We start from the raw sequence: 21,546 nt of genomic DNA, 5'->3' as shown, positions 1-21,546 counted from the left end.
AAATAGGTGGGCCATAAACATATCGCTCACCTATTTTATTGGGAAGGGTTAGAGAATATTAGATTTCTGATCCTCTCCTTTATCGCCTTCCTTTGAGATTTTCGCGCTCTCTGTTTATATTTTCTTATTCGATTGTTAAATGACTTTAAGTTCACTCCATCCAAGTCTTGTTTTAGTGACTCCAAACTATTGGCCATTGCTAACAAAAAGTCTCTCTGATTTTCGTGAGAGGACGAGGATATCCTTGTTGAAAAAGAATCTTTTTGATTAATTCTATATACAGACATTGGTTCAGGTAAGTAGACTCCGCCTCCCTTTACAGAAGACATAATCTGCATAAAATAGTCCCCACATGGCATTAATTTAATAGTGCTTGATGAAGCTAGGGATAAAGCAGACTTACGGATAAATAAAGATGCTGTTGGGCAGTAATCACCATCTCCTAGTATAACTTCATCAGTAGAAACGTAATGGGTCCCCTCAAAATGATTTGAGACTAGCTCTCTATTGCCTTCTGGGTCCTCTGAGTATGCTGGGTGAAAGCAAAGGTCTATATTTGGGTTCCCCTCTAAAGCATCAAATTGTTTCTGTAGCTTTGTATTATCTATCCAATAGTCATCACCTTCGCAAAAAGCTAAGTACTCTCCTTTAGCCTTTGGTGATAAGTGTGACAATGCTAGAGTTCGGATGCCTTTAGAGTAAAGATTTTCATCAGTATACATTCGAACTATGTTCGAATGCTTTTCACATATCTCATCAATAATTTCTCTACTATTGTCCGTAGAGAGATCATCATAAACAATAACTTCAAATTCGAAATCACAGGACTGGTTGAGAAAGCTATTAATTGTTTTTTCAATATATTTAGAGTGATTATAACAAACACAAAGAATTGAAACTTTAACAGACATATTATTACCGACCTACAAGTAGTGTTCCAACTTACTCTCTTTAACAAAATCCTCTATACGACTTACAATATCTGCATCAAGGCTATTTTGCCAGCTTATGTCTTTATCCTTGTTTTTGAATACAGAGTAGGTAGTATCAACCTTCTTTTTTGATATAAGAAATGACTTAGTTTGTGAGGTAAGCTCTAGCCCTAGAAAAGCGAATATATCTTCAACTTGTTCTAGAGGGTCTTCTAGCAGCGCACTATAGTGCACAAGTTTAAAGTTATCTGGATACAGCTGAGAAAGTTTTTCAAATAACTTTGTAGTCTCCACCCACTTAGACAGACCAAAATATTCTTCTTTTTTCTCTAAGTTTTTCTTACCTGCATAGATCAACTCTTCTTCCAAAAGCCAGCCTAAATCGGATCTAAATTCTCGCTTTGCATTATACCAACTGCTAATTACAGCTCTCGGGTCTCTAACCAAGCCTAAAACCTTTACATCAGGGCACTTTTTGATCATATTCTCTATGATATGATGGTATCTAACTTCCTTATATACGATAGTACCCAAATGATTGTTCTTTTCGAATATAGGCTTACGACCTTCCTTTCGTTCAGCATCTTGACGAATAAAAGAAGAGTTGGTTTGTGCAATGTTATTAAAAAACGCATCGATATCATCTTTTTTAGAATTTTCATCTAGAAATGATTTAAACTCGTAGGAAAAAAGCGGCTGATATAGATAGTTAACATCAGGAGAGCTATTAATAATCTCACCTAACCAAGATGAACCGGATCTTGGCACAGAATGAATTGCAAATCTTTTCATATTAAATAATCCATCAACTGGGTCTTAGGTACATTAAAAATGATATCAAGTATTGAAAGTCCTGGCTCAAAATCACTTGTCTGAGTATGCGTATATGGTTTTAATGATACATTTAGGAATTCTAGAGTTAAGCCTTGAGATCGAAAGTTCGATTCACTGTATAAATCCCGCCCTCCAGGAGGATTGATATAAGTGTCACCAGCTAATTTAACACAAGTATCTATAACTCTATCTTGTCCTTTAAGATTTTTATTATTCAGACTCGATGAAATTATAATTTCAGTATCAATATCTAAATAAGATTTTATTTTTTCTATAGAGTTTAGAATGAAAAGAAATAGATTATCTTCTTCATCCAACAAAATATCACTAAAAATCTGATATCCTTCATCAAAATTTGGTGACTTTCGATAAGACTCTCTAATCTTATTTAATAGTTTAGTTCTTTCTTTCAAGAATGTTGGAGATATAAAACGCTCTCTAACATCAAGGTAATCAGAGTCTTTCTTAATAGGAATGGTAAAAGTCTCTACTTTCCCTGAAGCACTTAAGTAACGGTTACGATTTATCCACCCTTTCTTGGTGTACTGAATATCATCATAAACAACAAATTTATCTACAGAAGCCAAGAGCTGCCAGTAGCCAATATATGGTAAAAAATAAGGCTGCATAATAGCAATTTTCATACTATAAGAACTCTCACATGGTTAATTTAATATCAATTCTATAACTTTACATACTGCTTCAACATCATTTGAAGACATACTGGCATGTAGCGGTAGACAAATAATTCCTTTTGATATCTTCTGACTTATAGGGCATCCAAAGCTCAGATTATCAGGGTAAGCAACATCTAAAGATGGTGTAAAATATCGTCGATGTTCAATATCATGCTCAGACAAAGCATCAAGTAGTCTTTCCTGCTTGTCTTTATCTCTAACGAAAATTGGCATGTAAGCACCGTTATACGACGCTTCGGGTAGCCAAAGAGGTAATTCAACATAAGGTTCTAAAAGCGTCCGGTACAAACTAAACAGGTTGGATCGATGCTCAATTACCTCTTCAATCTGATCAAGTAGTGTTAATCCTACTGCGCATTGGTACTCATTCAACTTTGCATTAATACCTGGCTCGCCTAATTGTCCATTCGCTTGAAGACCAAAGTTAATGAACTCTTTCGCACGTAAATAATCTTCATGCCGCTTGAATACAATTGCACCACCTTCGACTGTATGGAATATCTTAGTGGCATGAAAACTCAATGTACTAGCATCGCCAAAGTTTAAGAGAGACTCCTGACCAACCTTAACTCCAAATGCATGAGCAGCGTCGTATAGAACTTTGACCTTATATTGCTCTGCAATTTCTTTGAAACTCTCAACTTCACAAGGATTTCCATATACATGTGTTGCAACAACACCATCTACTTGAGAATTTGCTTCAAGAGCTGCTTTCAAAGCATCTGGAGATAAGTTATAAGATTTTGAATCGATATCGCAATAGCTCACATCAATACCTTGCCACATCAACGCTGATGAAGTTGCAACAAAGCTAAATGGTGTAGAGATCGCGGATTCAATTCCTAAAACTTTACATGCCACCTGAAGTGCCAGCGTACCATTAGAAACTAACAATAAGTTTTTAACACCCAAAAACGTTTCAAGTCGTCTAGTAAGCTTTTCATGCAATGGCCCAAAGTTAGTATACCAACCACTCTCATTTACTTGAGATAAATAGTTAGAAAGCTTAGTTAAGTCTGGGGCTAATGGACTGTTAAGTTTAATTGTCATCTTCGCTCACAATGCTTGATAGGTAGATACCATAATTGTTCTTCTTAAGGGCATCAGCTGCCGCCATTAACTTCTGTTTGCTAATCCAACCATTGTTAAAGGCAATTTCTTCCAAACATGCAATCTTATAACCTTGTCGTTTCTCTATCGTCGAAACAAATTGAGCAGCTTCGAGCAAGCTTTCGTAAGTACCTGTGTCTAACCAGGCAAAACCACGCCCTAACATTTCAACATTGAGCTCGTTTGCTGTTAGGTACATTTGATTTAATGTGGTAATTTCCAGCTCACCTCGCTCTGATGGTTCGACTTGCTTAGCTCTACTCACGACTTGGTTGTCAAAGAAGTACAGCCCCGTCACAGCATAGTGGCTCTTTGGCTTAGCTGGTTTTTCTTCAATAGAGATAGCTTTTCTGTCGGCGTCAAACTCAACCACACCAAAGCGCTCAGGGTCTTTCACTTGGTAGCCAAACACCGTAGCCCCATTGCCACTCTCTGCCGTCTCAACCGCTTTCTTTAACTTTGGAGTGAACCCTTGCCCATAAAAGATGTTGTCACCCAGCACCAAACATACTGAGTCATCGCCAATGAATTCTTCACCAATGATGAAGGCTTGAGCTAAGCCGTCTGGACTTGGTTGAATCGCGTATTGCAACTCAATGCCAAACTCTGAGCCATCACCCAATAGGCGCTGAAATCCTTCCTGGTCTTCTGGCGTGGTGATGATCAAGATTTCACGAATGCCCGCAAGCATCAGTACTGACAACGGGTAGTAAATCATTGGTTTGTCATAAACCGGCAGTAACTGCTTAGAGACACCGCGTGTAATAGGGTAAAGGCGAGTGCCCGAGCCACCTGCTAAAATAATGCCTTTCATTATTCGCCCGCTCCTAATCGCTCTAAACTGTATGAACCATCAAGCACGCGTTGCCACCATTGCGGGTTGTTTAGGTACCATTCCACGGTTTTACGAATGCCGCTTTCAAAGGTTTCTTCCGGCGTCCAGTTAAGCTCTTGAGCAATCTTGGTCGCATCAATTGCGTAGCGCACATCATGACCGGGGCGATCTTTGACATAAGTGATCAAAGATTCATAAGACTCAACACCTGCCGGCTTGTCTGGTCGCAGCTCTTCAAGCAAAGCACAAATGGTTTTCACTACTTCGATGTTTGCTTTTTCGTTATGGCCACCGATGTTATAGGTTTCACCGACTTCACCTTCGTTGACTACTTTGTAAAGCGCGCGGGCATGGTCTTCCACAAACAGCCAATCTCGGATTTGCATACCATCACCGTACACAGGCAACGGCTTGCCATCGAGGGCATTTAAAATCATCAGAGGGATCAACTTCTCTGGGAAGTGGTACGGGCCATAGTTGTTGGAGCAATTGGTGACAAGTGTCGGTAAACCATAAGTACGCTGCCAAGCGCGAACTAGGTGATCGCTCGAAGCTTTAGATGCAGAATATGGGCTGCTCGGCGCGTATGAGGTGGTTTCGGTGAACAAATCATCCGTTCCCTCTAGATCGCCATACACTTCATCCGTAGAAATATGATGAAAACGGAATGCCGATTGGCGCGCTTCATCTAAGCCCGACCAATATTGACGGGCCGCTTCGAGCAGATGGTAAGTGCCCATCACGTTGGTCTCAATAAAAGCAGCAGGACCATCAATAGAGCGATCGACATGAGACTCAGCCGCTAAATGCATAACCATATCGGGTTGATGCTCTGAAAACACGCGATCTAGTTCAGCTCGGTCACAGATATCTACTTGCTCAAAGTAGTAACGTTCACTCTCTGAGACATCAACCAGTGATTCTAGATTCCCTGCGTAGGTCAGTTTATCTAAATTGATGACGGTATCTTGGGTGTCACGAATGATATGTCGGACAACAGCTGACCCAATGAAGCCTGCTCCACCGGTTACTAATATTTTCATTACAAATGTTACCTACGTTAATTTTTGTGCCATCAGATACACATGAATACTTTATGATTATTGTAGTTTATAGACTCACTCGAGCATCGTGAGACTCAAGAAGGCTTACTTAGAGCAATCAATATAAAATGATAAAAAACTCAATTAAGATTGAGAAGCATAACCGTCCTGAAAATGTTCAAAATCGGACTCTTGCCAAATAATCTGTCGCTTTAAACGCTCTTTATTAAATGAACGCAGAAGTCTATTTAGATTTTGATGCTTCCAGTCACCAGAAGTTTCAAAACGACACTTATCAAAATCGATAATCCATACCTTATCTTTGTCGTCGATCAAGATATTGTGGATATTCAAATCAGTATGGTTAACGCCAACCTGATGCATCTTGGCAATTTCTTGCCCTATTTTCTGATACATTTCTACCGATAAAGACTGTTCTTGCAAGATACTAACCAGATCTCTGGCGTTTGGGATTCGCTCACTTAATAAATCAGCTTGATAGAAGAGTCCTGACTTTACGGCTCTTGCTGCAATAGGACGAGGAACGTGCACCCCAGCCTCAATTAGCGCCAACAAAAGCTGAAACTCTTGCGCACAACGGGTGTTATCCCAGCCAGAGAACCAATAATGATCGTTAACTAACTTCCCAAACAAACCGCCACGACGGTAATGACGTAGTGCCGCTTGCATGTTCTCTAGTTGGATAAACCATGTCGTGCCTCGCCCCGTCGCACTGCCAACCACCTTGTCGGAGGACTGCCAGTATTCCGCATCAAATATCGGTTGGCTAGGGTCTGTAATGATCTCGTCATCAAACCAGATCACTTGGTTGTTGTTTTTATACTGTTGAGTCATACGCTCACCCTCTAGCCTAAATACCGGCTGGCTAATATATACAACCAAGTAAATGCAGCAAACGCCAAAGCAACCATAACGGCAGCAGAGCCTATATCTTTAGCTCGACCACTGAGTTCATGCCGTTCAATACCGATACGATCCACTACCGCCTCAATCGCTGAGTTTACAAGCTCTACAATCAAGACTAATACCACGACCCCGATCATTAAGATACGCTCAACCATGCCGACATCCACTAGCCAAGCCAAAATCACGGCGATACTCAACAGAGCCAACTCTTGTCGAATGGCAGCTTCATGCTTAAAAGCCGCTTTTAATCCTTGGATCGAATAACCCGTCGCTTTAACGATGCGCTTTAGTCCGGTATTACCCGGCTTGCCAGATTCTTGCGATTGATGTGGTGTTGTCTTTGACATTGCAGAACACTTATCAGTACTTAGCTATATTCGAGCCGTGTATTTTACATTTATTGGGGATGTCTGCATAATTTACCTGCCTCTATTCATCGAATCAGACAATAATTATGTTCACTTCTGCCCCATCGTCACTATGCGTCTTGCGTTTGTCCGCTATCGGAGACGTTTGCAATACTATCGCCAGCATTCAAGCTATTCAGAAACACTGGCCTTCGACCCAGATTACTTGGATAACGGGTAAACTTGAAGCCCAGTTATTAGCCGCCATCGATGGTGTAGAAGTGATTGTTTTTGATAAAAAAGCGGGACTTGATGGCTACAAATCACTTTGGCGACAGCTGAAAGGCAGAGAGTTTGATGCGCTATTGCATATGCAGTACGCGATTCGAGCGAGTGTCGCAACGTTGGGCATTAAAGCAAAATACAAACTTGGTTTCTCTTCTGATAGAAGCCAGGACTTTCAAACACTATTTACCAATGTCAAAGTGCCTTCCCCGCAATCTCTGCATGTCGCAGATGGCTTAATGGCCTTTGCCCATCAAATTGGGGTACCAAAGGCAGGACTAGACTGGGTACTTTCTTATTCAGACCACGACCAAGCTTGGGCAGAGTCTCATATTTCTCGTAGTAAACCTAACCTGCTGATTGTGCCTGGTGCGAGCAAAGCTTATAAAAACTGGAACGCGGAAGGTTATGTGGATGTGATTCATCACGCCAGAGCAAAAGGCTGGAACGTGATTCTGGCAGGCAGCCCTGCTCAGGTAGAATTGGATCTGGCAGAAGCCATTCAATCTGGCTTGGAAGAACCGTGTCTAAATTTAGTTGGACAAAGTTCAATTCTGCAAATGCTTGCGTTAATAGATAAGGTTGAAATGGTCATCGCCCCCGATACCGGACCAGCACACATGGCGAATGCCATGAAAACGCCAATCATCGGGCTCTATGCACACCATAATCCGCTGCGAGTGGGACCTTACCGTTATCTAAAATACGTTGTCTCAGTGTATGAAGAAACGATCTTTGCGGAAACAGGTAAAAACAGTCACGAGTTAAGCTGGCGAACTCGCGCTAAAGATGAAACGGCAATGAACCGCATTACCAGCACTCAAGTAATGAGCATGTTCGATCAAGTCTTAGAAGATTTGTATCCTCAATACCAGTAAACTTACTGTCTTGATTTGTTAAGAAGGAAATGACCTTGTCCAAACCAACCTTAGCCGTTGCCTTAATTGTAAAAAATGAAGAGAAGCACTTACAAGCTTGTCTAGACACAGTAAAAGATTGGGTCGATGAGATTGTCCTTCTAGACTCGGGCAGCACTGATCGCACTGAAGAAATCGCCCGACAATACACAGATAAGTTTTACACCAACCTAGATTGGCCAGGATTCGGTAAACAGCGCCAACTGGCGCAGCAATACGTTACGGCAGACTACGTTTTGTGGCTTGATGCGGACGAACAAGTCACTCCAGAGCTAAAAGAAAGTATCTTACACGCGGTATCAGCCAATAAGCCGAACGTTTTATACAAACTTAATCGACTAAGCTCAGCGTTTGGTAAGTTCATCTACCATTCTGGTTGGTCTCCAGACTGGATTGTGCGCTTATATCGCACCGAATATACACAATATAATGATTCGCTCGTTCATGAAAAAGTTGATGAGAAAAACTATCAAACTGAAAAACTGGATGGTCGACTGCATCACTACACTTACGAGCACCTTCATCATTACATCAATAAAACCACTGGCTACCTTAAGGCCTGGACGGATGAACGTGAAGGTAAAAAGAAAGCGGGTTTAACGACCGCTATCGTTCACGCTCTTGCTAGCTTTTTGAAGATGTATGTTCTCAAACGAGGCTTCCTTGATGGCAAGCATGGCTTCATTCTAGCTTGGCTAAGCATGCACTCTACTTTTGTAAAATATATCGATCTCTACTTACGTGAACAGGCAAAAAAATCATGAAAACGACTTTAATTATCACCACTTACAACTGGAAAGAAGCATTAAAAGCGGTGTTAGAAAGCGTGAAACGTCAAACCGTTTTGCCTGACGAAGTAATTGTTGCAGATGATGGCTCTCGAGAAGACACCAAAGCAATGGTTGACCAAATGCGTGAAGGTTTTCCGGTTCCACTGATTCATAGTTGGCACGAGGATAATGGCTTTCAGCTTTCAATGAGCCGCAACCGTGCGATCGCCAAAGCATCAGGTGACTACCTCATCATGATTGATGGCGACATGGTGCTGTCCCAAACGTTTATTGAATCACATAAGCAAGTCGCAAAGCCAAATTGGTTTGTGCAGGGTGGACGTGTGTTAACGGATGAAAACTGCAGCAAGGCCATCATGGAAAACGGCTTAGTACCTTCTATCTTCAGCAAAGGCATTCGCAATCGTAAAAACTGCATCACCAACGCTTTGCTATCGAAATGGTTCTCTTACGAGCGCAATAACGATAAAGCCACTCGCGGTTGCAACATGGCGTTTTGGCGACAAGATGTCATCGAGGTGAATGGCTTCAACCAAGATTTTGTTGGATGGGGACGCGAAGACAGCGAGTTTGTTCATCGCATGTTGAATGCGGGTAAGTCACGTCTTTACCTAAAATTCGCAGGTGTAGGCTACCACTTGTACCACGTAGAAAACTCGCGCGCGTCACTCGGACAAAATGACGAGATTTTAGAGAACACCATTAAAAACAAGCTTAAACGCTGTGAGAATGGTGTTGATCAATTTCTAGAAGCTTAAGATGATAAAAAAGGGGCGTTTCGCCCCTTTTTTATTGTTGCTGAGATAAAGCGAAGTACTTATCGGCAACCATCAATGAGATCAAACGCTCTTTACGCTTATCTTTGAACTGCTCAACCCACTGGTGCGCATTTTCAATGATCGCTAATGCTTCTTGCTCATTCGCTAGGTAATAATCCATCTTTTCGGGCAAATCCGAATAGTCATCCTTCACTTCAACATAGTGGACGCCTGCCTCTAACTTACCTTCCATAAACCAAGTCTCATATTTTGGCTTTGACATAATAACCAAGGAGTTAGACGACATAGCCCACTTAAGGTTGGTGGCCACATCATTGCCTTCTATACAGAGCAAAAACTTATACTGCAGTTGCTCTTCAATACTCATAAAGCCCTTTTCCCATGGTTTCCCTTCTACCGGGCGGGTCTGGCCAATATTGCATTGCGGATGGTTGTAAAACGCATGAATCACCTTTTTACGATGCGGCTGAAAACCCACGCCGCGCCACGCTACCATGTCCTTTTTATCTTGATAGCGAACAGGATCGTCAATAAATTTAAAATGACGAACTTGATTAAGTTTCAACACCACTGAATTTTGGTTGTTACCAAAAATAGGGCGGCTTTTTATAAAGCTCGGTACATTGGGGATGTGTGTAACATCGCCGTTGATGTAGTTAAACGCAAAACTGGAAGGGAAATAGCGTACAACTTGGCGAAGATCGAAAAAATACGTCCAGCCTTTCGTTTTTTTGAATGTATCGATGGTCGAGTAACTTTGTTCTCGGCTATCGACTGAAAACGGCGTTTCACACTTATTGTAATAGTTCACCCGCTCAAGACAGCGTTGCAGCTCTGCCTCGGTCAGATTCGAAAGTAAACGCTTGGCTTGTGCTCGATATACAAAGCGAGGGATAAGTATCGAGAGAGCGTTTGAGAAATAATAAGGGAACTTACTGTCTTTCATTCAGTTTTTCCCCAATCGCGATGGCTACTGGCTTGGGAACGAATTGTTCGATACTTCCGCCATGAATCGCTACTTCTCTCACGATAGTCGACGATAAAAACGCAAACTCTTCTTCAGGAGTTAAAAATACGCTCTCGATTCCTGGTAATAGCTTTCGGTACATGTTGGTCAGTCCAAACTCGTATTCAAAGTCTACCGTTGTTCGTAAACCACGAATAAGAACCTTAGCTTTCTCATTTCTCGCGAAATCCACTAATAACCCGGAGAACCCCTTTACCGTCACACCAGGTAAATGCGCTACAACGTCCTGCATCAGTGCAACGCGCTCTTCCAATGAAAACATAGTGTTCTTCGATGGGCTTGCGGCTACGCCAATCACAACCTCATCAAACATTTCGTGAGTACGTTCTATTAGATTGAGGTGACCATTAGTCACTGGATCAAAAGTGCCCGGATAAATGACTTTCATATAATTTACTAAGTTATTCGAAACTGATTGAATTATTGAGGCTCGAACGCAAGATTACAACAACTTAAGCTCGATAATAGCTCGACTTACTTCTGACACTCACTACAAAAGAAGGTATTACGTTGGCCAATCTTTAGCTCTTGAAGTCGTTCGCCGCACTCTGGGCATGGCTCTCCGGCTTTTCCGTAAACCAATAACTCTTGTGCAAAGTAACCCGGCTTTCCATCGGCTTGCGCAAAATCTTTCAGCGTAGTCCCACCTTGCGTAATGGCAATCTCAAGTGTCATTTTGATATTTTCAACAAGTAACCCCCACTCTTGAGAAGTCAACTTAACTGCGGGCCTTGAAGGGTGAATTCGAGATTTAAACAACGACTCATTCGCGTAGATGTTCCCAACACCAACCACGACTTTGTTGTCCATGATGAACTGCTTGACGGCGACACGCTTATTTTTAGCTTTCTCCGCTACATATTCCGCATTGAACTCTTCAGTTAAAGGCTCAGGCCCCATGTTTGCTAGCACAGCATGTGACTCGCCAGGAGCACACCACAGCCATGCCCCAAAACGACGCGGATCGTTATAACGCAGTATTTTTCCACTGCTTAGTTTGAGATCCACATGATCGTGCTTTGCTGGCGGAAAGTCGGCATCTAGGACACGTAAAGACCCAGACATGCCCAAGTGAACAATGGCTGTACCTGTGTTTGTCTCGATCAGTAAGTATTTCGCACGACGGCTAATCGCACGGATCACCTGCCCTTCCAATTTTTTAAGCTCTGTAGGAATATCCCAGCGCAATTTAGGCGTTCGAAAAGTAAACGACTGGATCGTTTGTCCAACCATGTGGGGGCTAATCCCCATACGGCTCACTTCAACTTCTGGCAACTCAGGCATTAGATTCTCCAATTCACCGGCTAATAGTTCTCGCTGCTAGCATAATCGAAAAGAAAAACGATAAATAGGGAAGCTTATTAGGGGTATAGGCGCAAAAAGGCTCTACTCTGGCATAAGGTAGTTTTCATCGACGGAGATAGCGACCCATTTGTCTTGCCAGGTTTTAAATAGCCAAAAATCAGGTAAACGAAAGAAAGTCACCCGCTGCGGCTCTTCGAGATCCTGATACCAAACTTCTACCGTTTCAGGTACCGTCAGGTTAGGTTTTAAATGATCGTACTGTTCTGAGGTGAGCTCGGTCCCTTCCAATGATTGCCAGCGTGATACAAGTTCACTGATCGGTGCATCAACTTTGATGTTGGATTGCCACCGTCCATCATGCAGCTCGAACTCCCAGCCACTATAGTACAAAGACTCCACCGTATAGTCGGAGCGAAGTACATTTGGGTAAGGGTCTGCTTGATCTGTTAATAGGTAAGTTTTGATCCACATCGGCGCATTTAAGATCACTATAAATGCGATAATGCCCAGAATAAGAATATTGTTCCATCGGCGGCGACGAGCCGGACTCACACGCATAACCATCTCTACTCTCTTATCGTTATGAGTAAATTACCAAAGAGTATTGAGCTTGACTAGAACAACGATGTGCAAGTGTGTAGGGAAGTTGTAACTAAGCGGCAGAGGCGATCAATCAAAAATTAGAGTATAGAGTCGGACCAGTAGAATAACTTCAGCAGTGCTTTATAACCCGATGACGTACTGAACCTTTTCTTCAGCACTTTTATTCACGTAATAAAAAACCCAACTCGAAAGTTGGGTTTTTCAATTCATCAAAGAGACTGAAACCAATTATTTGATTTTTGCTTCTTTGTACATAACGTGCTGGCGAACTACTGGATCAAACTTTTTGATCTCAAATTTGCCTGGCATGTTACGCTTGTTCTTATCAGTTGTGTAGAAGTGGCCTGTACCTGCAGAAGATACTAGACGGATTTTCTCACGAACGCCTTTCTTTGCCATTGCTTATTTCCTCTTAAACGTTTTCGCCACGTGCACGCATGTCTGCAAGAACAGTATCAATACCTTTCTTGTCGATGATGCGCATACCTTTAGCAGATAGACGTAGTTTAACAAAACGTTTTTCGCTCTCTACCCAGAAACGATGAGTTTGTAGGTTCGGCAGAAAACGACGCTTAGTAGCATTTCGTGCGTGTGAACGGTTGTTACCCGTTACTGGACGCTTACCAGTTACTTGGCATACTCGTGACATGAATGTCTTCTCCAAAATCGTTTCAGCTCGATATCAACCTTGGTGGCCGAACCTCTCTATCTCTCGAAAAGAAGTTAGAGGTTAAGAACCGCTATGGAAAATCCATACAAGGCTATCAAAGGTCGCGCATTATACTAACTTGATATGCATTGCTCAAGACCCGAACAGATCCTTTTTACAGGTTTTCGTGATCTTTTTTTAGACAGCAGATTTTTTTAGCAGTCCAAGCTGAATTCAGTTAAAAATTTAGTGGCGTGGATGATAGCAGATTTTTAGCAACTAACAACCTAAAAAACGCACAGTTATATCCAGCCTCTTTCAGCAAAAGAGACACTTTCCCCATCTCCGATGACGAAATGGTCCAAAATACGAATATCCACCAATGCTAATGCGTCGATGAGACGCCTTGTAATCCTTCTGTCAGCTTGGCTCGGCTCAGCGACGCCTGAAGGATGATTGTGCGCCAACAAGAATTAATTTTTGTATTTATGAATTCTGAGAGAAGTCAGTAACCTCAATGGATTCACAGCTTCCTCAACAAAAGCCCTTTCTCTAACCAAAACCTGAGAAAACTCTCTCATACTTCTCAACTATCCCATTAATTGGACCAAACCAAATCTCGATGATTGGATACTAGTCAGAGCTCTATAATACGAGAAAGCACTCTTCCTCATCACTACTCCTTTGCTACATACGACATAATCCCGAGTAACAAACTGGAGGACACAGAAATGAGTCAGCGCCAAAAAAAGAGTTATTCTCTTCAGATAAACCGTGCTAATTCAGACCCGATCTGAAAATTACGCACTTTTTTACTCCAAAGTAAGATCGCGTATTTTCCAACCCGCATGTTCTCTTACGCTAACCAACGAAGACGGAAAGTCAGATTTGTCCATTGCTAAACAAAGTAAATGCTCAGGTCTTGTAAGTGCTACATACAACTGTTTCATAAACTTAATTTTACGAGCTCCTCTAGGTTTATTTCTATCCTCATTAAGGATGTACTGAACTAGTGTTGCAATATCTTTCTGATGAAACTTGGTTTCTAAAACTAGTGTAGCTGCGTGTGTTTCTCCCTTTACGGCATGAATCGTTGTGACTTCATTTTCAATCACTCGTCCCGAGACATTTGTATAAACCGTATTTAGACGGTGACCCTGTTCGGTATTGTCTTCCTCTAATCTATCAGAATCAAAGGAAATGAATTCCTCAAGACCAGCGGGGATGGTTAAAGCTAAAATCTCGCAAAAATGTTCAATCGCACTTCTCCAGTTTTGAGCATTAAGGTCATTGGTAATTAACCCCATGGCAACCAGGTTAAAATCGAGAGTATGATTGAACTCCTTCAAATACCTACGAATAGCATTCACAGAGTAGGCAATATTACCTTCTTGGTGCAGCAACTCAGCACCAGCCTTTCGACCGAGCCTAGATATGCCATCTAAAATTAAGCGATATGATACGTGGTAGTCTTTGTGTCGACGTCCTTCGTAGAGGTAATGAATAAGCTTGCTTGGTTTAAAGGCACTTGCCGAGCTAGACTTATCAAAAGAATCAAGATAGTTGCAAATCGTCAATCCCCCCTCCTTTCTAGTCCCAACAGCGCCCACTGTTTTTATTTTGCGTTTACAGTTTTCAGGGACAGCTTGCACACATAATTCAGCAAATTTTTCGAAAACAGCATACCGTGAGTTCTCATCAACTAAAAAGATGGTGTGAAACGTATTTTCTGAAGCATCAGCAGGAGCTTGTAAGTTAATGCGGTTGTAACTGAGGTTTTTTGCCAAAACTGCTACAGAATTAGTAAATCGATGACTATTTTCGACTTTACTTAATTCAATTCGATTGTAAGACTCATTCTCCTCTTGATCACCACTGTAGATCGCTTGATCAGGATCACCAAACCTTTGAAATAAAACGCTTTCAACATCAAATAACTTGTTGAGAAGTTCATCTTGGAATTTTTGCGTATCTTGCATTTCATCTATAAATACATATGGAAAGCGCGACCTTATAGCAGGATATATCGATGGATTGCTTAGTAAATAATGCTCTGCGAATGCATACATCTCATGAAAATAAAAGTAACCTAACTCTAATAGAGTCGCTTTCACCGACTCCAAATTTTTATAACTGCGTGAGGGAGATGCTGAATTAAAACCAGGGACGCCTAGGACTAGTCGCTCATCAACGAGCCTGTATTGCAATTTATCCAAGGAAGATATATGACGTTGCTCAAGGTAACGTTTCGTACCAATATCCAGTAGACTCCAACCTTTGCTGTTACATATATCATCATCGATATGAGTCACTGTAAATCCATTTGAGCGTAGATAAGGTATTGCTAAGAATTTATTCACGAATTCTTGTATTGTTCCGATGAAGTGTGGAAAAAAGAGTAATTTTCGTCCATCAGAACTCGCATTCAGCCGATCAATTATTTCTTCTTTGGCAACATTCGTATGAGTTAATACACATATCCCCTGATGGCCTGATTTCCACTTTTTGGCAAGTATCATTAACTTAGCTGCCACTAAAGTTGTTTTACCACTGCCGGGGCACGCTTGAACATCATCATAGGTGGAGATGATTCGTCTTCTTGTTTCGTCGAAAGTTAAACCGAGAGTGCTTTCAACCGCATTGATGTCTTCATTGCTTATATCAATCATCTTGCGAAAGCTCCTCTTCACTGATGAATGGTTCTGTTACATATTCAATTGCATCGATAATGTAAGGTGGTAGCTTTGCTTTTAGCTCTTCTGCACGCCCTTCATAACGAGATAGCAAGTTAGCCAGCGAGTAACTCACTTCACTTTTCCCGCCCTCTATAAAGCTATATATCTGTACCGCTCTTTCCTGATTATTAGAGCTTAATGCGTCATAACCATCGAGGTTACCTCTGATTGCTTCATATAGTTCCTCGCTGAGCCCATACTTGGCTAGACAAAACTCAAAAGTCCATTCATTAGAAATAAAGGTTTGAACATTTTCTCCATCACATTCGGATTTCTTCGCTTTTTTCCCCTCTATCTGATCATCCGTCAATTCATTAAGCCAATAGTCAAGGTTGCCTCGTTTTCTATCACTAGGCTCCATCTTCTTTTTAAACCCAATACAACCTTCCTCTCCAGTATCTTCAGCTTCACTAGGCCACAAATCCAAATCTGTAATACACGCAACTTTAATTGGTAATGGCTTTGCGCCTTCTATAGAACCAGAACGATAAACTTTTGCGTAACGCTTTCTCGATAAGCCGTTAACACTAACTAGTGATACACCGTAATCCTCTAAAGGTCGACCTAGCAACTTCGCGATTTGAGGGATTAGTACAACTTCAGCAATCCCCTCAACCAAAAGTACACCTGTAGCAAAAAACATATTCGCTTTCGTGGAATCTAAAAACTTTTCTAGAAAAATGTAATCACCCTCCTCAAGAGCTGTGCATCCCTTCCTTAACGGAAACGCTTGTCCTTTTTGCATCAAAATCAAACTCTCCAGTGGAGCCTTGGACGCAAGTACAGGACTATGGGTGGATAAAATGCACTGCAAATTACTATTTTCGGTTCGAAGGTAGTTAATGAACTTCAGTTGTAGTTGGGGGTGAAGGTGAGCTTCTGGTTCCTCAACTAGTAACAGAGAGTAGTGGCTTTCCTCTTGGTTAATCAGCATCAATTCTGCAGCCATAAAAAGTAAACTACTGTATCCAAGACCATGCCTAACACCCGTAGCATCCAGTTCAAGGGATAATTTTTCTAGGATGGTTTTGAGTGCCAAAGCTCTCTCTGAATCGTTCATGTCACCATAGTCTTGGCTTCCTAGAAGGTTCAAAACTGGTGCAAATACATTTGGTCTGAATGTTAAGGAGTTTACTAACTTAGTAATATTCGCCTGAGTAGCCTGAATAGCACTATCTGACTGAATAGCTCTACTTGCTTCGGTCAATAACTGAATAATACGCTCCGTTGCAATAGGGTCACCAGCCACACTAGAACTACCACCAAGAATTTGTGAAAGTCTTGAAGATCTTCCTGCTGATAGTTCAGTTTCCGCATCTCGAAGAGGCTTCAGATAAGTTGCAGCAAGATATTCTCGTATATCTCTATCAATCGTAGGCCCTCCACCATTAAGTCCTGAGCGAAATTCAGTCTTAATAAATCGAGTTTTCTTGAAAGGATTTAGTGCTAGTTTAGCCTTGAGGTTTACAACTAATATTGCTCGGTCATGTCGTGATCCAGTCTCTTCATTAGTTAAATGCTCCAGAAATACTCCCAGCTCGCTCGAAGACAAGTTCTCAAATTTAAGGGTAATGCTTAACTCATCTGTTCCATGATGAAAATCAGTATCTTTCAAGCTTACCCATTCAGCAGACGTCGTATCAAGTGTAAGTCTGATGGCATCGATTACCGAACTCTTACCTGCGTTGTTTTCACCAACAAGCAAGTTTAGCCCCTTGTTAAAGGACAGAGAAAAATCATTGAATTGTCTAAAGTTTTTTATTTTTAACTCTGAAAGATACATATGTTGTCATCCAATTTAATTTAGCTAGGAATAACCTAGGCAGGCGCATCTAGAACAACTCTAGGTAAATCTGTAAATATACCATTTAGTTCATATCTCAATACTTGAATCACGTCACGTGACCACTGTGAATGGTCAACTATCAAATAAACAAGGTTCTAATTGTGTAAAAATCAACATATCGGTGCGTGGTTGATCACTAAATAAACTAGGGCAATCTTATATGGAGTATTGCTTTTAAGTATTGAAGTCGAGTGCTATTTGAAGCTCAAAACATCAGTTGATAGAGAGTACTTTAGATAAGGACTGTGACACGACGAGAAATTAACTATAACTTATCACTCGCAAGTCACTCTAATATAAGGGATTGTGTACAAAGAAGGAAAAGACAACTACTATCCATAATAATGGAAGTATATATAGCGCAGTGTGACATGAACAAAGTAGAAATGATCTTAAAAGAAGAAGGACCTTCCCTTAGCTCTGATTTAAACAAAAAGCTTGTTGAAAGGTTTGGTTTATCTTCCGATGCAGCGAGAAAGCAAGTATCCCGTGGCTGCCCTGATATGCATCGATTGAGCGGGATTAAATTCGCGCGGAATGCGAGGTTCATTTATCTACGAAAAGATTATCGCTCTCCTTTCTACTGGAACGCTTTGTATCGAGCATTTAAAGACACTAATTCAGCTTACTGGTTTGCTATTTCTGCGTTGATACAAAGGGGCGGCCCCATACCTTACAAGCATTTTCTAATTTGTTGTGGTTCTCCTTTAAAGCAGAAAAAACATCTATCCCCAGATGAAGTTTTAAAGAGGTTAGAGTCTATAGGTGTACTTACCCAAAAGCACTTTGATGGTTTGGGGCGCTGTGTCACCTTGCTTGAACATGAAGACCAGAGTTGGCTCGTAGCAGAACAACAAGCTCGTTTATTGGCTGAGAATATTCTTATTAAAGCTATTTCTAACTGGGCAAAGAACATAGGAATGGTCAGTTACAAAAAGCTAGTTGATAGAGATGGTTATGATTTACCGCAAGTTAGCACTATCGCGTGGGATATAGCAGGGCCTTCCTATGTGTCAGGTTTAACTGATTTTAAGAGAGGTTCTAATTCCGAGATAAATCCGGGATTTTTTACATGTGATGTGTACCTAGGAGGTAAAGTCGGACTTAGTGGAATAGAGCCGTTTATCAGAAAGTGTAAGGCTCTAAGAGGATTAAAACGGGTGGGTAGAACGCTACATTTTTTTGTAGCTGATGACTTTCAATCTGATGCATTCCAAGCGGCGAAAGAAGCTGGAGTTATGCCTTCAACGGTGGAAAATTTGTTTGGGAAAGAAATTGCCAAGGGGTTAAAGAACCTAATTAAAACGTTGGATGAAGCAGCTAAAACAGCTACTTTAGAGCCTGAAAAGTTTAACGTTTTGTTTGACTCTCTAGGTAAGATAGAAGGTGCTGCTGGGAATTTACGGGGAGCACTGTTTGAGTACTTCACCGCAACACTCATCCCAAAAATTCAACAATCTCATCGAATAAGAATCAATGAAAAGTGTAAAACCGACTCTGGCTCCGCTGAAGCTGATGTCATATCTGAAGGAAATGGTGAGATTTTTTTTATTGAGTGTAAAGGACACCGCGCAGGCGGTGTCGTTGAGCATGAGGAAGTAAAAAAGTGGCTCCAACAGAGGGTACCAATCCTAAACAAATATGCAAAGGCACATAGTGATTGGAAGGGTAAAAAACTACGCTTTGAGATATGGACAACAGGCCGCTTCAGTGATGAGTCAATAGCTTTATTGAATAATGCTAAATGCACTCTAAACAAGTATGAGATTGATTTTCTTGATGCTATGCGGGTTAAGGCTGAGGTTGATAAGTGTGATGATAAGGAGCTTCGCAATACATACCTCAAATGCTTTTATGATCATCCCTTGCGGAAAGTTGGGGAGCTATGATTTGTATTAGTCTGAATGCAATCTGCCAGTTTCGTTTCCACGATGTGATTAGATCTGACTGGCTACCCTTAATAGATTCTGCCCCATTTCAATTTATAACCATCACCCAAAGCTGGACATTTCTTCTTTTCATAACACATGCAAAATATGTGTTAAGTTGACTATCAACCTGAAAGTGGCATGATTAATCTCATTATGACGACATGATCCACATTTATCTAAGTCCTTCTAGTATTTAATCGTTAAACCAGATAGTTACATTAGATGTATCCATATTTGACCTTGGAAAAATACGGACATTGTCGTCTGAAAAAACACTGTTAACACTCAAAGGAGCCATGCACCTTGGATGTAGAATTTTGGAAATTGATAGGTAACGGATTCATTGAACTCGTCAAGGTATCCGGGCCATACTTTGTAGCAGTTTTAGGAGCTATATTTGGTTACTTGGGAAATAAGAATGCTAAGGAAATATCAATAAAAGTAGCTGAATTACAGAGCGACAAAGACTTAAGCCTACAGCGAGAGACTCATCGTTTTGAAGATGGAAAGCGGGTTGCTGAAATTAAAAAGGATATTATCGATCGAGTAGTCAAAGAGCTAGAGCCAATCTACAGCAATACGTTATCGCTTATAAAAGCGTACTACTCAATGTGCAGCTCTGGCGATTCATTCAATAAAAAACTATTCGACCAGATGATACGCGATAGATTCTTTGCGGATGTAAAGCTTCAGGTTGAAGCTGACTCTGCCCTAGCTAGGGTGTCAGCATATGTAAGTATTTTAGCCGACGCTAATATGTCAATGGAGCTAATCAAACTACAAACTGCATTTCAGAATGTACAGGTGTTGTTGAATAGGACGATACTAATTGGGGCGATAAGCATTCTGAAAAAGTGAGAAAATTGATAGAAGAAATTCAGTTTACTTACATGGCATTATTCATAAAGCTTGGTAAATCAATCCAATGAGTGTTAACAAGCGCAAGCACTCGGAACAAATTTTCGCTGCGCTTCAATTTGTCCGGTGTTGCGGGCGTTCTGCACTAATGGGTTCAAATCAAATAGGTTGTACTGAATGGCGAATATAAAAGATGTAAATAACTTCAAATGTAGGTTTTTTGAACCTGAGACAGCTGAATCGTCGCACAGAGAACTTAAAGGGATGCTGAGACAACTCTACGAATACTACCCCAAGATCGTATCATCTAATGGGACCCGCAATCCCTATGATGTAAATAGCGATTACTCAAAACAGTAGTTTCAGTGCTACAACCATTTGCTCATGTTGATAGATATGCGTAAACAAGAAAGGAAATTTAATATTTCAATTTGGCTTTCAATCTTGGCTTTGGCAGTATCAATTATAGGAACTATTATTCGTTTATCAGTAACTAATTGATCGTGCATAACAAACCATTAAGGAATCAACATACTTTTCCTAATCTGATAGAAACATTGTAGGGTATTAATTCTAAATCGTTTATACCCAGAACCTTCACAGTTGGCACTTCGTAACTCAGAAGTGCCCCAAATCCTTTCTAGCACAAGAATCAGGACTCATTTCTTTTGTCATAAATTGGCCTATTTTGGGTAATGCTAAAAGTGGCTACGATACTGGTGACTATTCAGATTGCTCTATGACAAGGGCTACCTACCCAATTAATGAGTTTTTTATCAGATAAGAAAAAGTGATCAGAGTTATAAGTCACTAAATTTTAATGCTTTACTGATAATGTGCATTTTACATAGACAAAATGGTCTAATCTATTGACAGTTCTTATCTAGGGCTCTATATTGACCTTGTTCTAGACAAAAACGTCTTAAAATCTGCAAGCAATAACGCTTTGCTGATTAGCAGGTACAGAGTATGAGCAACGAAAACATCAACAAACAACTTATAGAATTCCTCATTGGTTCTAGAACTGAAGCAGGTCTTTCTCAGGAAGATGTTGCAGCACGTTCTGATATCTATGGTATGGGAAGAACTCTTGA

The 21,546-nt window shown here is 40.9% G+C and carries 21 protein-coding genes and 1 pseudogene; 5 read left to right on the top strand and 17 right to left on the bottom strand.

What is annotated here, in order from left to right; translation table 11 throughout:
• Nucleotides 1–35 precede the first annotated feature (35 nt).
• The 8 genes from IQP38_RS08885 to IQP38_RS08850 all read right to left on the bottom strand — a co-directional run bounded on the left by IQP38_RS08885 (nucleotide 36) and on the right by IQP38_RS08850 (nucleotide 6,726).
• Nucleotides 36–911, bottom strand: coding sequence for a glycosyltransferase family 2 protein (locus IQP38_RS08885; RefSeq protein ID WP_054576846.1), 876 nt, complete (start codon nucleotides 909–911; stop codon nucleotides 36–38).
• A gap of 12 nt (nucleotides 912–923) precedes the next feature.
• Nucleotides 924–1,724, bottom strand: a complete 801-nt coding sequence (locus IQP38_RS08880; RefSeq protein ID WP_054576845.1) for a sulfotransferase family protein — start codon at nucleotides 1,722–1,724, stop codon at nucleotides 924–926.
• A complete protein-coding gene (locus tag IQP38_RS08875) occupies nucleotides 1,721–2,410 on the bottom strand; it encodes a WbqC family protein (RefSeq protein ID WP_193837508.1) in 690 nt (229 codons plus the stop codon). Before IQP38_RS08875 ends, IQP38_RS08880 begins: the two co-directional genes overlap by 4 nt.
• 21 nt (nucleotides 2,411–2,431) lie before the next feature.
• Complete coding sequence (locus IQP38_RS08870) at nucleotides 2,432–3,514, bottom strand: DegT/DnrJ/EryC1/StrS family aminotransferase (protein ID WP_054576843.1); 1,083 nt, start codon at nucleotides 3,512–3,514, stop codon at nucleotides 2,432–2,434.
• On the bottom strand, nucleotides 3,504–4,388 hold the full coding sequence (gene rfbA / locus IQP38_RS08865; protein ID WP_054576842.1) for a glucose-1-phosphate thymidylyltransferase RfbA: 885 nt from the start codon (nucleotides 4,386–4,388) through the stop codon (nucleotides 3,504–3,506). Before rfbA ends, IQP38_RS08870 begins: the two co-directional genes overlap by 11 nt.
• On the bottom strand, nucleotides 4,388–5,452 hold the full coding sequence (gene rfbB / locus IQP38_RS08860; RefSeq protein WP_017634983.1) for a dTDP-glucose 4,6-dehydratase: 1,065 nt from the start codon (nucleotides 5,450–5,452) through the stop codon (nucleotides 4,388–4,390). Before rfbB ends, rfbA begins: the two co-directional genes overlap by 1 nt.
• A gap of 144 nt (nucleotides 5,453–5,596) precedes the next feature.
• Nucleotides 5,597–6,307, bottom strand: coding sequence for a 3-deoxy-D-manno-octulosonic acid kinase (locus tag IQP38_RS08855; RefSeq protein ID WP_005379425.1), 711 nt, complete (start codon nucleotides 6,305–6,307; stop codon nucleotides 5,597–5,599).
• A gap of 11 nt (nucleotides 6,308–6,318) precedes the next feature.
• Nucleotides 6,319–6,726, bottom strand: a complete 408-nt coding sequence (locus IQP38_RS08850; RefSeq protein ID WP_005395798.1) for a diacylglycerol kinase — start codon at nucleotides 6,724–6,726, stop codon at nucleotides 6,319–6,321.
• 107 nt (nucleotides 6,727–6,833) lie between these two features.
• On the opposite strand from IQP38_RS08850, the gene IQP38_RS08845 reads away from it, so the two are divergent.
• The 3 genes from IQP38_RS08845 to IQP38_RS08835 are packed head-to-tail and all read left to right on the top strand — an operon-like array spanning nucleotide 6,834 to nucleotide 9,477.
• Complete coding sequence (locus IQP38_RS08845; RefSeq protein WP_025768324.1) at nucleotides 6,834–7,889, top strand: glycosyltransferase family 9 protein; 1,056 nt, start codon at nucleotides 6,834–6,836, stop codon at nucleotides 7,887–7,889.
• 35 nt (nucleotides 7,890–7,924) lie between these two features.
• A complete protein-coding gene (locus IQP38_RS08840; RefSeq protein WP_005395793.1) occupies nucleotides 7,925–8,692 on the top strand; it encodes a glycosyltransferase family 2 protein in 768 nt (255 codons plus the stop codon).
• Entirely contained in the window at nucleotides 8,689–9,477 is a 789-nt protein-coding gene (locus IQP38_RS08835; protein ID WP_054701158.1) for a glycosyltransferase family 2 protein, read from the top strand. The genes IQP38_RS08840 and IQP38_RS08835 overlap by 4 nt, the downstream gene beginning before the upstream one ends.
• Nucleotides 9,478–9,508: 31 nt before the next feature.
• Here IQP38_RS08835 and IQP38_RS08830 read toward each other — a convergent pair whose 3' ends face one another.
• The 9 genes and pseudogenes from IQP38_RS08830 to IQP38_RS08790 all read right to left on the bottom strand — a co-directional run bounded on the left by IQP38_RS08830 (nucleotide 9,509) and on the right by IQP38_RS08790 (nucleotide 17,600).
• Entirely contained in the window at nucleotides 9,509–10,444 is a 936-nt protein-coding gene (locus IQP38_RS08830; RefSeq protein ID WP_017820710.1) for a glycosyl transferase family 90, read from the bottom strand.
• Complete coding sequence (coaD, locus tag IQP38_RS08825) at nucleotides 10,431–10,913, bottom strand: pantetheine-phosphate adenylyltransferase (protein WP_017820709.1); 483 nt, start codon at nucleotides 10,911–10,913, stop codon at nucleotides 10,431–10,433. The genes IQP38_RS08830 and coaD overlap by 14 nt, the downstream gene beginning before the upstream one ends.
• Before the next feature lie 86 nt (nucleotides 10,914–10,999).
• Nucleotides 11,000–11,809 carry a bifunctional DNA-formamidopyrimidine glycosylase/DNA-(apurinic or apyrimidinic site) lyase gene (gene mutM, locus IQP38_RS08820; protein WP_064368909.1) on the bottom strand — a complete coding sequence of 270 codons (810 nt, stop codon included), beginning with the start codon at nucleotides 11,807–11,809 and terminating at the stop codon, nucleotides 11,000–11,002.
• A gap of 102 nt (nucleotides 11,810–11,911) precedes the next feature.
• Entirely contained in the window at nucleotides 11,912–12,388 is a 477-nt protein-coding gene (locus IQP38_RS08815) for a hypothetical protein (RefSeq protein WP_031777180.1), read from the bottom strand.
• 273 nt (nucleotides 12,389–12,661) lie between these two features.
• Entirely contained in the window at nucleotides 12,662–12,832 is a 171-nt protein-coding gene (gene rpmG, locus IQP38_RS08810) for a 50S ribosomal protein L33 (protein ID WP_004410866.1), read from the bottom strand.
• Nucleotides 12,833–12,845: 13 nt separating this feature from the next.
• A complete protein-coding gene (gene rpmB / locus IQP38_RS08805) occupies nucleotides 12,846–13,082 on the bottom strand; it encodes a 50S ribosomal protein L28 (protein ID WP_005384783.1) in 237 nt (78 codons plus the stop codon).
• A 302-nt stretch (nucleotides 13,083–13,384) separates the two neighbouring features.
• A pseudogene (locus IQP38_RS08800) lies at nucleotides 13,385–13,552 on the bottom strand (JAB domain-containing protein); the annotation flags it as partial.
• Nucleotides 13,553–13,894: 342 nt separating this feature from the next.
• Nucleotides 13,895–15,751: a UvrD-helicase domain-containing protein gene (locus tag IQP38_RS08795; protein WP_193837507.1), complete on the bottom strand. Its 1,857-nt coding sequence runs from the start codon at nucleotides 15,749–15,751 to the stop codon at nucleotides 13,895–13,897.
• Nucleotides 15,744–17,600 (bottom strand): ATP-dependent nuclease, encoded by a 1,857-nt coding sequence (locus IQP38_RS08790; protein ID WP_193837506.1) that lies wholly within the window; start codon nucleotides 17,598–17,600, stop codon nucleotides 15,744–15,746. The genes IQP38_RS08795 and IQP38_RS08790 overlap by 8 nt, the downstream gene beginning before the upstream one ends.
• A 434-nt stretch (nucleotides 17,601–18,034) precedes the next feature.
• On the opposite strand from IQP38_RS08790, the gene IQP38_RS08785 reads away from it, so the two are divergent.
• Together IQP38_RS08785 and IQP38_RS08780 are read left to right on the top strand one after the other, a co-directional pair.
• Nucleotides 18,035–19,552 (top strand): hypothetical protein, encoded by a 1,518-nt coding sequence (locus IQP38_RS08785; protein ID WP_228010031.1) that lies wholly within the window; start codon nucleotides 18,035–18,037, stop codon nucleotides 19,550–19,552.
• A gap of 345 nt (nucleotides 19,553–19,897) precedes the next feature.
• Nucleotides 19,898–20,452: a hypothetical protein gene (locus tag IQP38_RS08780; RefSeq protein ID WP_193837504.1), complete on the top strand. Its 555-nt coding sequence runs from the start codon at nucleotides 19,898–19,900 to the stop codon at nucleotides 20,450–20,452.
• The last annotated feature ends 1,094 nt before the right edge of the window (nucleotides 20,453–21,546 follow it).

This window comes from Vibrio sp. OPT41 (assembly GCF_015163595.1).
GTDB classification, from domain to species: Bacteria; Pseudomonadota; Gammaproteobacteria; order Enterobacterales; family Vibrionaceae; genus Vibrio; species Vibrio alginolyticus.
Note: the sequence above shows the minus strand (reverse complement) of the source record. Positions and strands in the feature narration are given on the sequence as shown.

What these genes read in the sequence shown, in the direction of transcription:
- IQP38_RS08885 (WP_054576846.1), bottom strand. Translation starts at nt 911, where the DNA reads ATGTCTGTTAAAGTTTCAATTCTTTGTGTTTGTTATAATCACTCTAAA.
- IQP38_RS08880 (WP_054576845.1), bottom strand. Translation starts at nt 1,724, where the DNA reads ATGAAAAGATTTGCAATTCATTCTGTGCCAAGATCCGGTTCATCTTGG.
- IQP38_RS08875 (WP_193837508.1), bottom strand. Translation starts at nt 2,410, where the DNA reads ATGAAAATTGCTATTATGCAGCCTTATTTTTTACCATATATTGGCTAC.
- IQP38_RS08870 (WP_054576843.1), bottom strand. Translation starts at nt 3,514, where the DNA reads ATGACAATTAAACTTAACAGTCCATTAGCCCCAGACTTAACTAAGCTT.
- rfbA (WP_054576842.1), bottom strand. Translation starts at nt 4,388, where the DNA reads ATGAAAGGCATTATTTTAGCAGGTGGCTCGGGCACTCGCCTTTACCCT.
- rfbB (WP_017634983.1), bottom strand. Translation starts at nt 5,452, where the DNA reads ATGAAAATATTAGTAACCGGTGGAGCAGGCTTCATTGGGTCAGCTGTT.
- IQP38_RS08855 (WP_005379425.1), bottom strand. Translation starts at nt 6,307, where the DNA reads ATGACTCAACAGTATAAAAACAACAACCAAGTGATCTGGTTTGATGAC.
- IQP38_RS08850 (WP_005395798.1), bottom strand. Translation starts at nt 6,726, where the DNA reads ATGTCAAAGACAACACCACATCAATCGCAAGAATCTGGCAAGCCGGGT.
- IQP38_RS08845 (WP_025768324.1), top strand. Translation starts at nt 6,834, where the DNA reads ATGTTCACTTCTGCCCCATCGTCACTATGCGTCTTGCGTTTGTCCGCT.
- IQP38_RS08835 (WP_054701158.1), top strand. Translation starts at nt 8,689, where the DNA reads ATGAAAACGACTTTAATTATCACCACTTACAACTGGAAAGAAGCATTA.
- IQP38_RS08830 (WP_017820710.1), bottom strand. Translation starts at nt 10,444, where the DNA reads ATGAAAGACAGTAAGTTCCCTTATTATTTCTCAAACGCTCTCTCGATA.
- coaD (WP_017820709.1), bottom strand. Translation starts at nt 10,913, where the DNA reads ATGAAAGTCATTTATCCGGGCACTTTTGATCCAGTGACTAATGGTCAC.
- mutM (WP_064368909.1), bottom strand. Translation starts at nt 11,809, where the DNA reads ATGCCTGAGTTGCCAGAAGTTGAAGTGAGCCGTATGGGGATTAGCCCC.
- IQP38_RS08815 (WP_031777180.1), bottom strand. Translation starts at nt 12,388, where the DNA reads ATGCGTGTGAGTCCGGCTCGTCGCCGCCGATGGAACAATATTCTTATT.
- rpmG (WP_004410866.1), bottom strand. Translation starts at nt 12,832, where the DNA reads ATGGCAAAGAAAGGCGTTCGTGAGAAAATCCGTCTAGTATCTTCTGCA.
- rpmB (WP_005384783.1), bottom strand. Translation starts at nt 13,082, where the DNA reads ATGTCACGAGTATGCCAAGTAACTGGTAAGCGTCCAGTAACGGGTAAC.
- IQP38_RS08795 (WP_193837507.1), bottom strand. Translation starts at nt 15,751, where the DNA reads ATGATTGATATAAGCAATGAAGACATCAATGCGGTTGAAAGCACTCTC.
- IQP38_RS08790 (WP_193837506.1), bottom strand. Translation starts at nt 17,600, where the DNA reads ATGTATCTTTCAGAGTTAAAAATAAAAAACTTTAGACAATTCAATGAT.
- IQP38_RS08785 (WP_228010031.1), top strand. Translation starts at nt 18,035, where the DNA reads ATGAACAAAGTAGAAATGATCTTAAAAGAAGAAGGACCTTCCCTTAGC.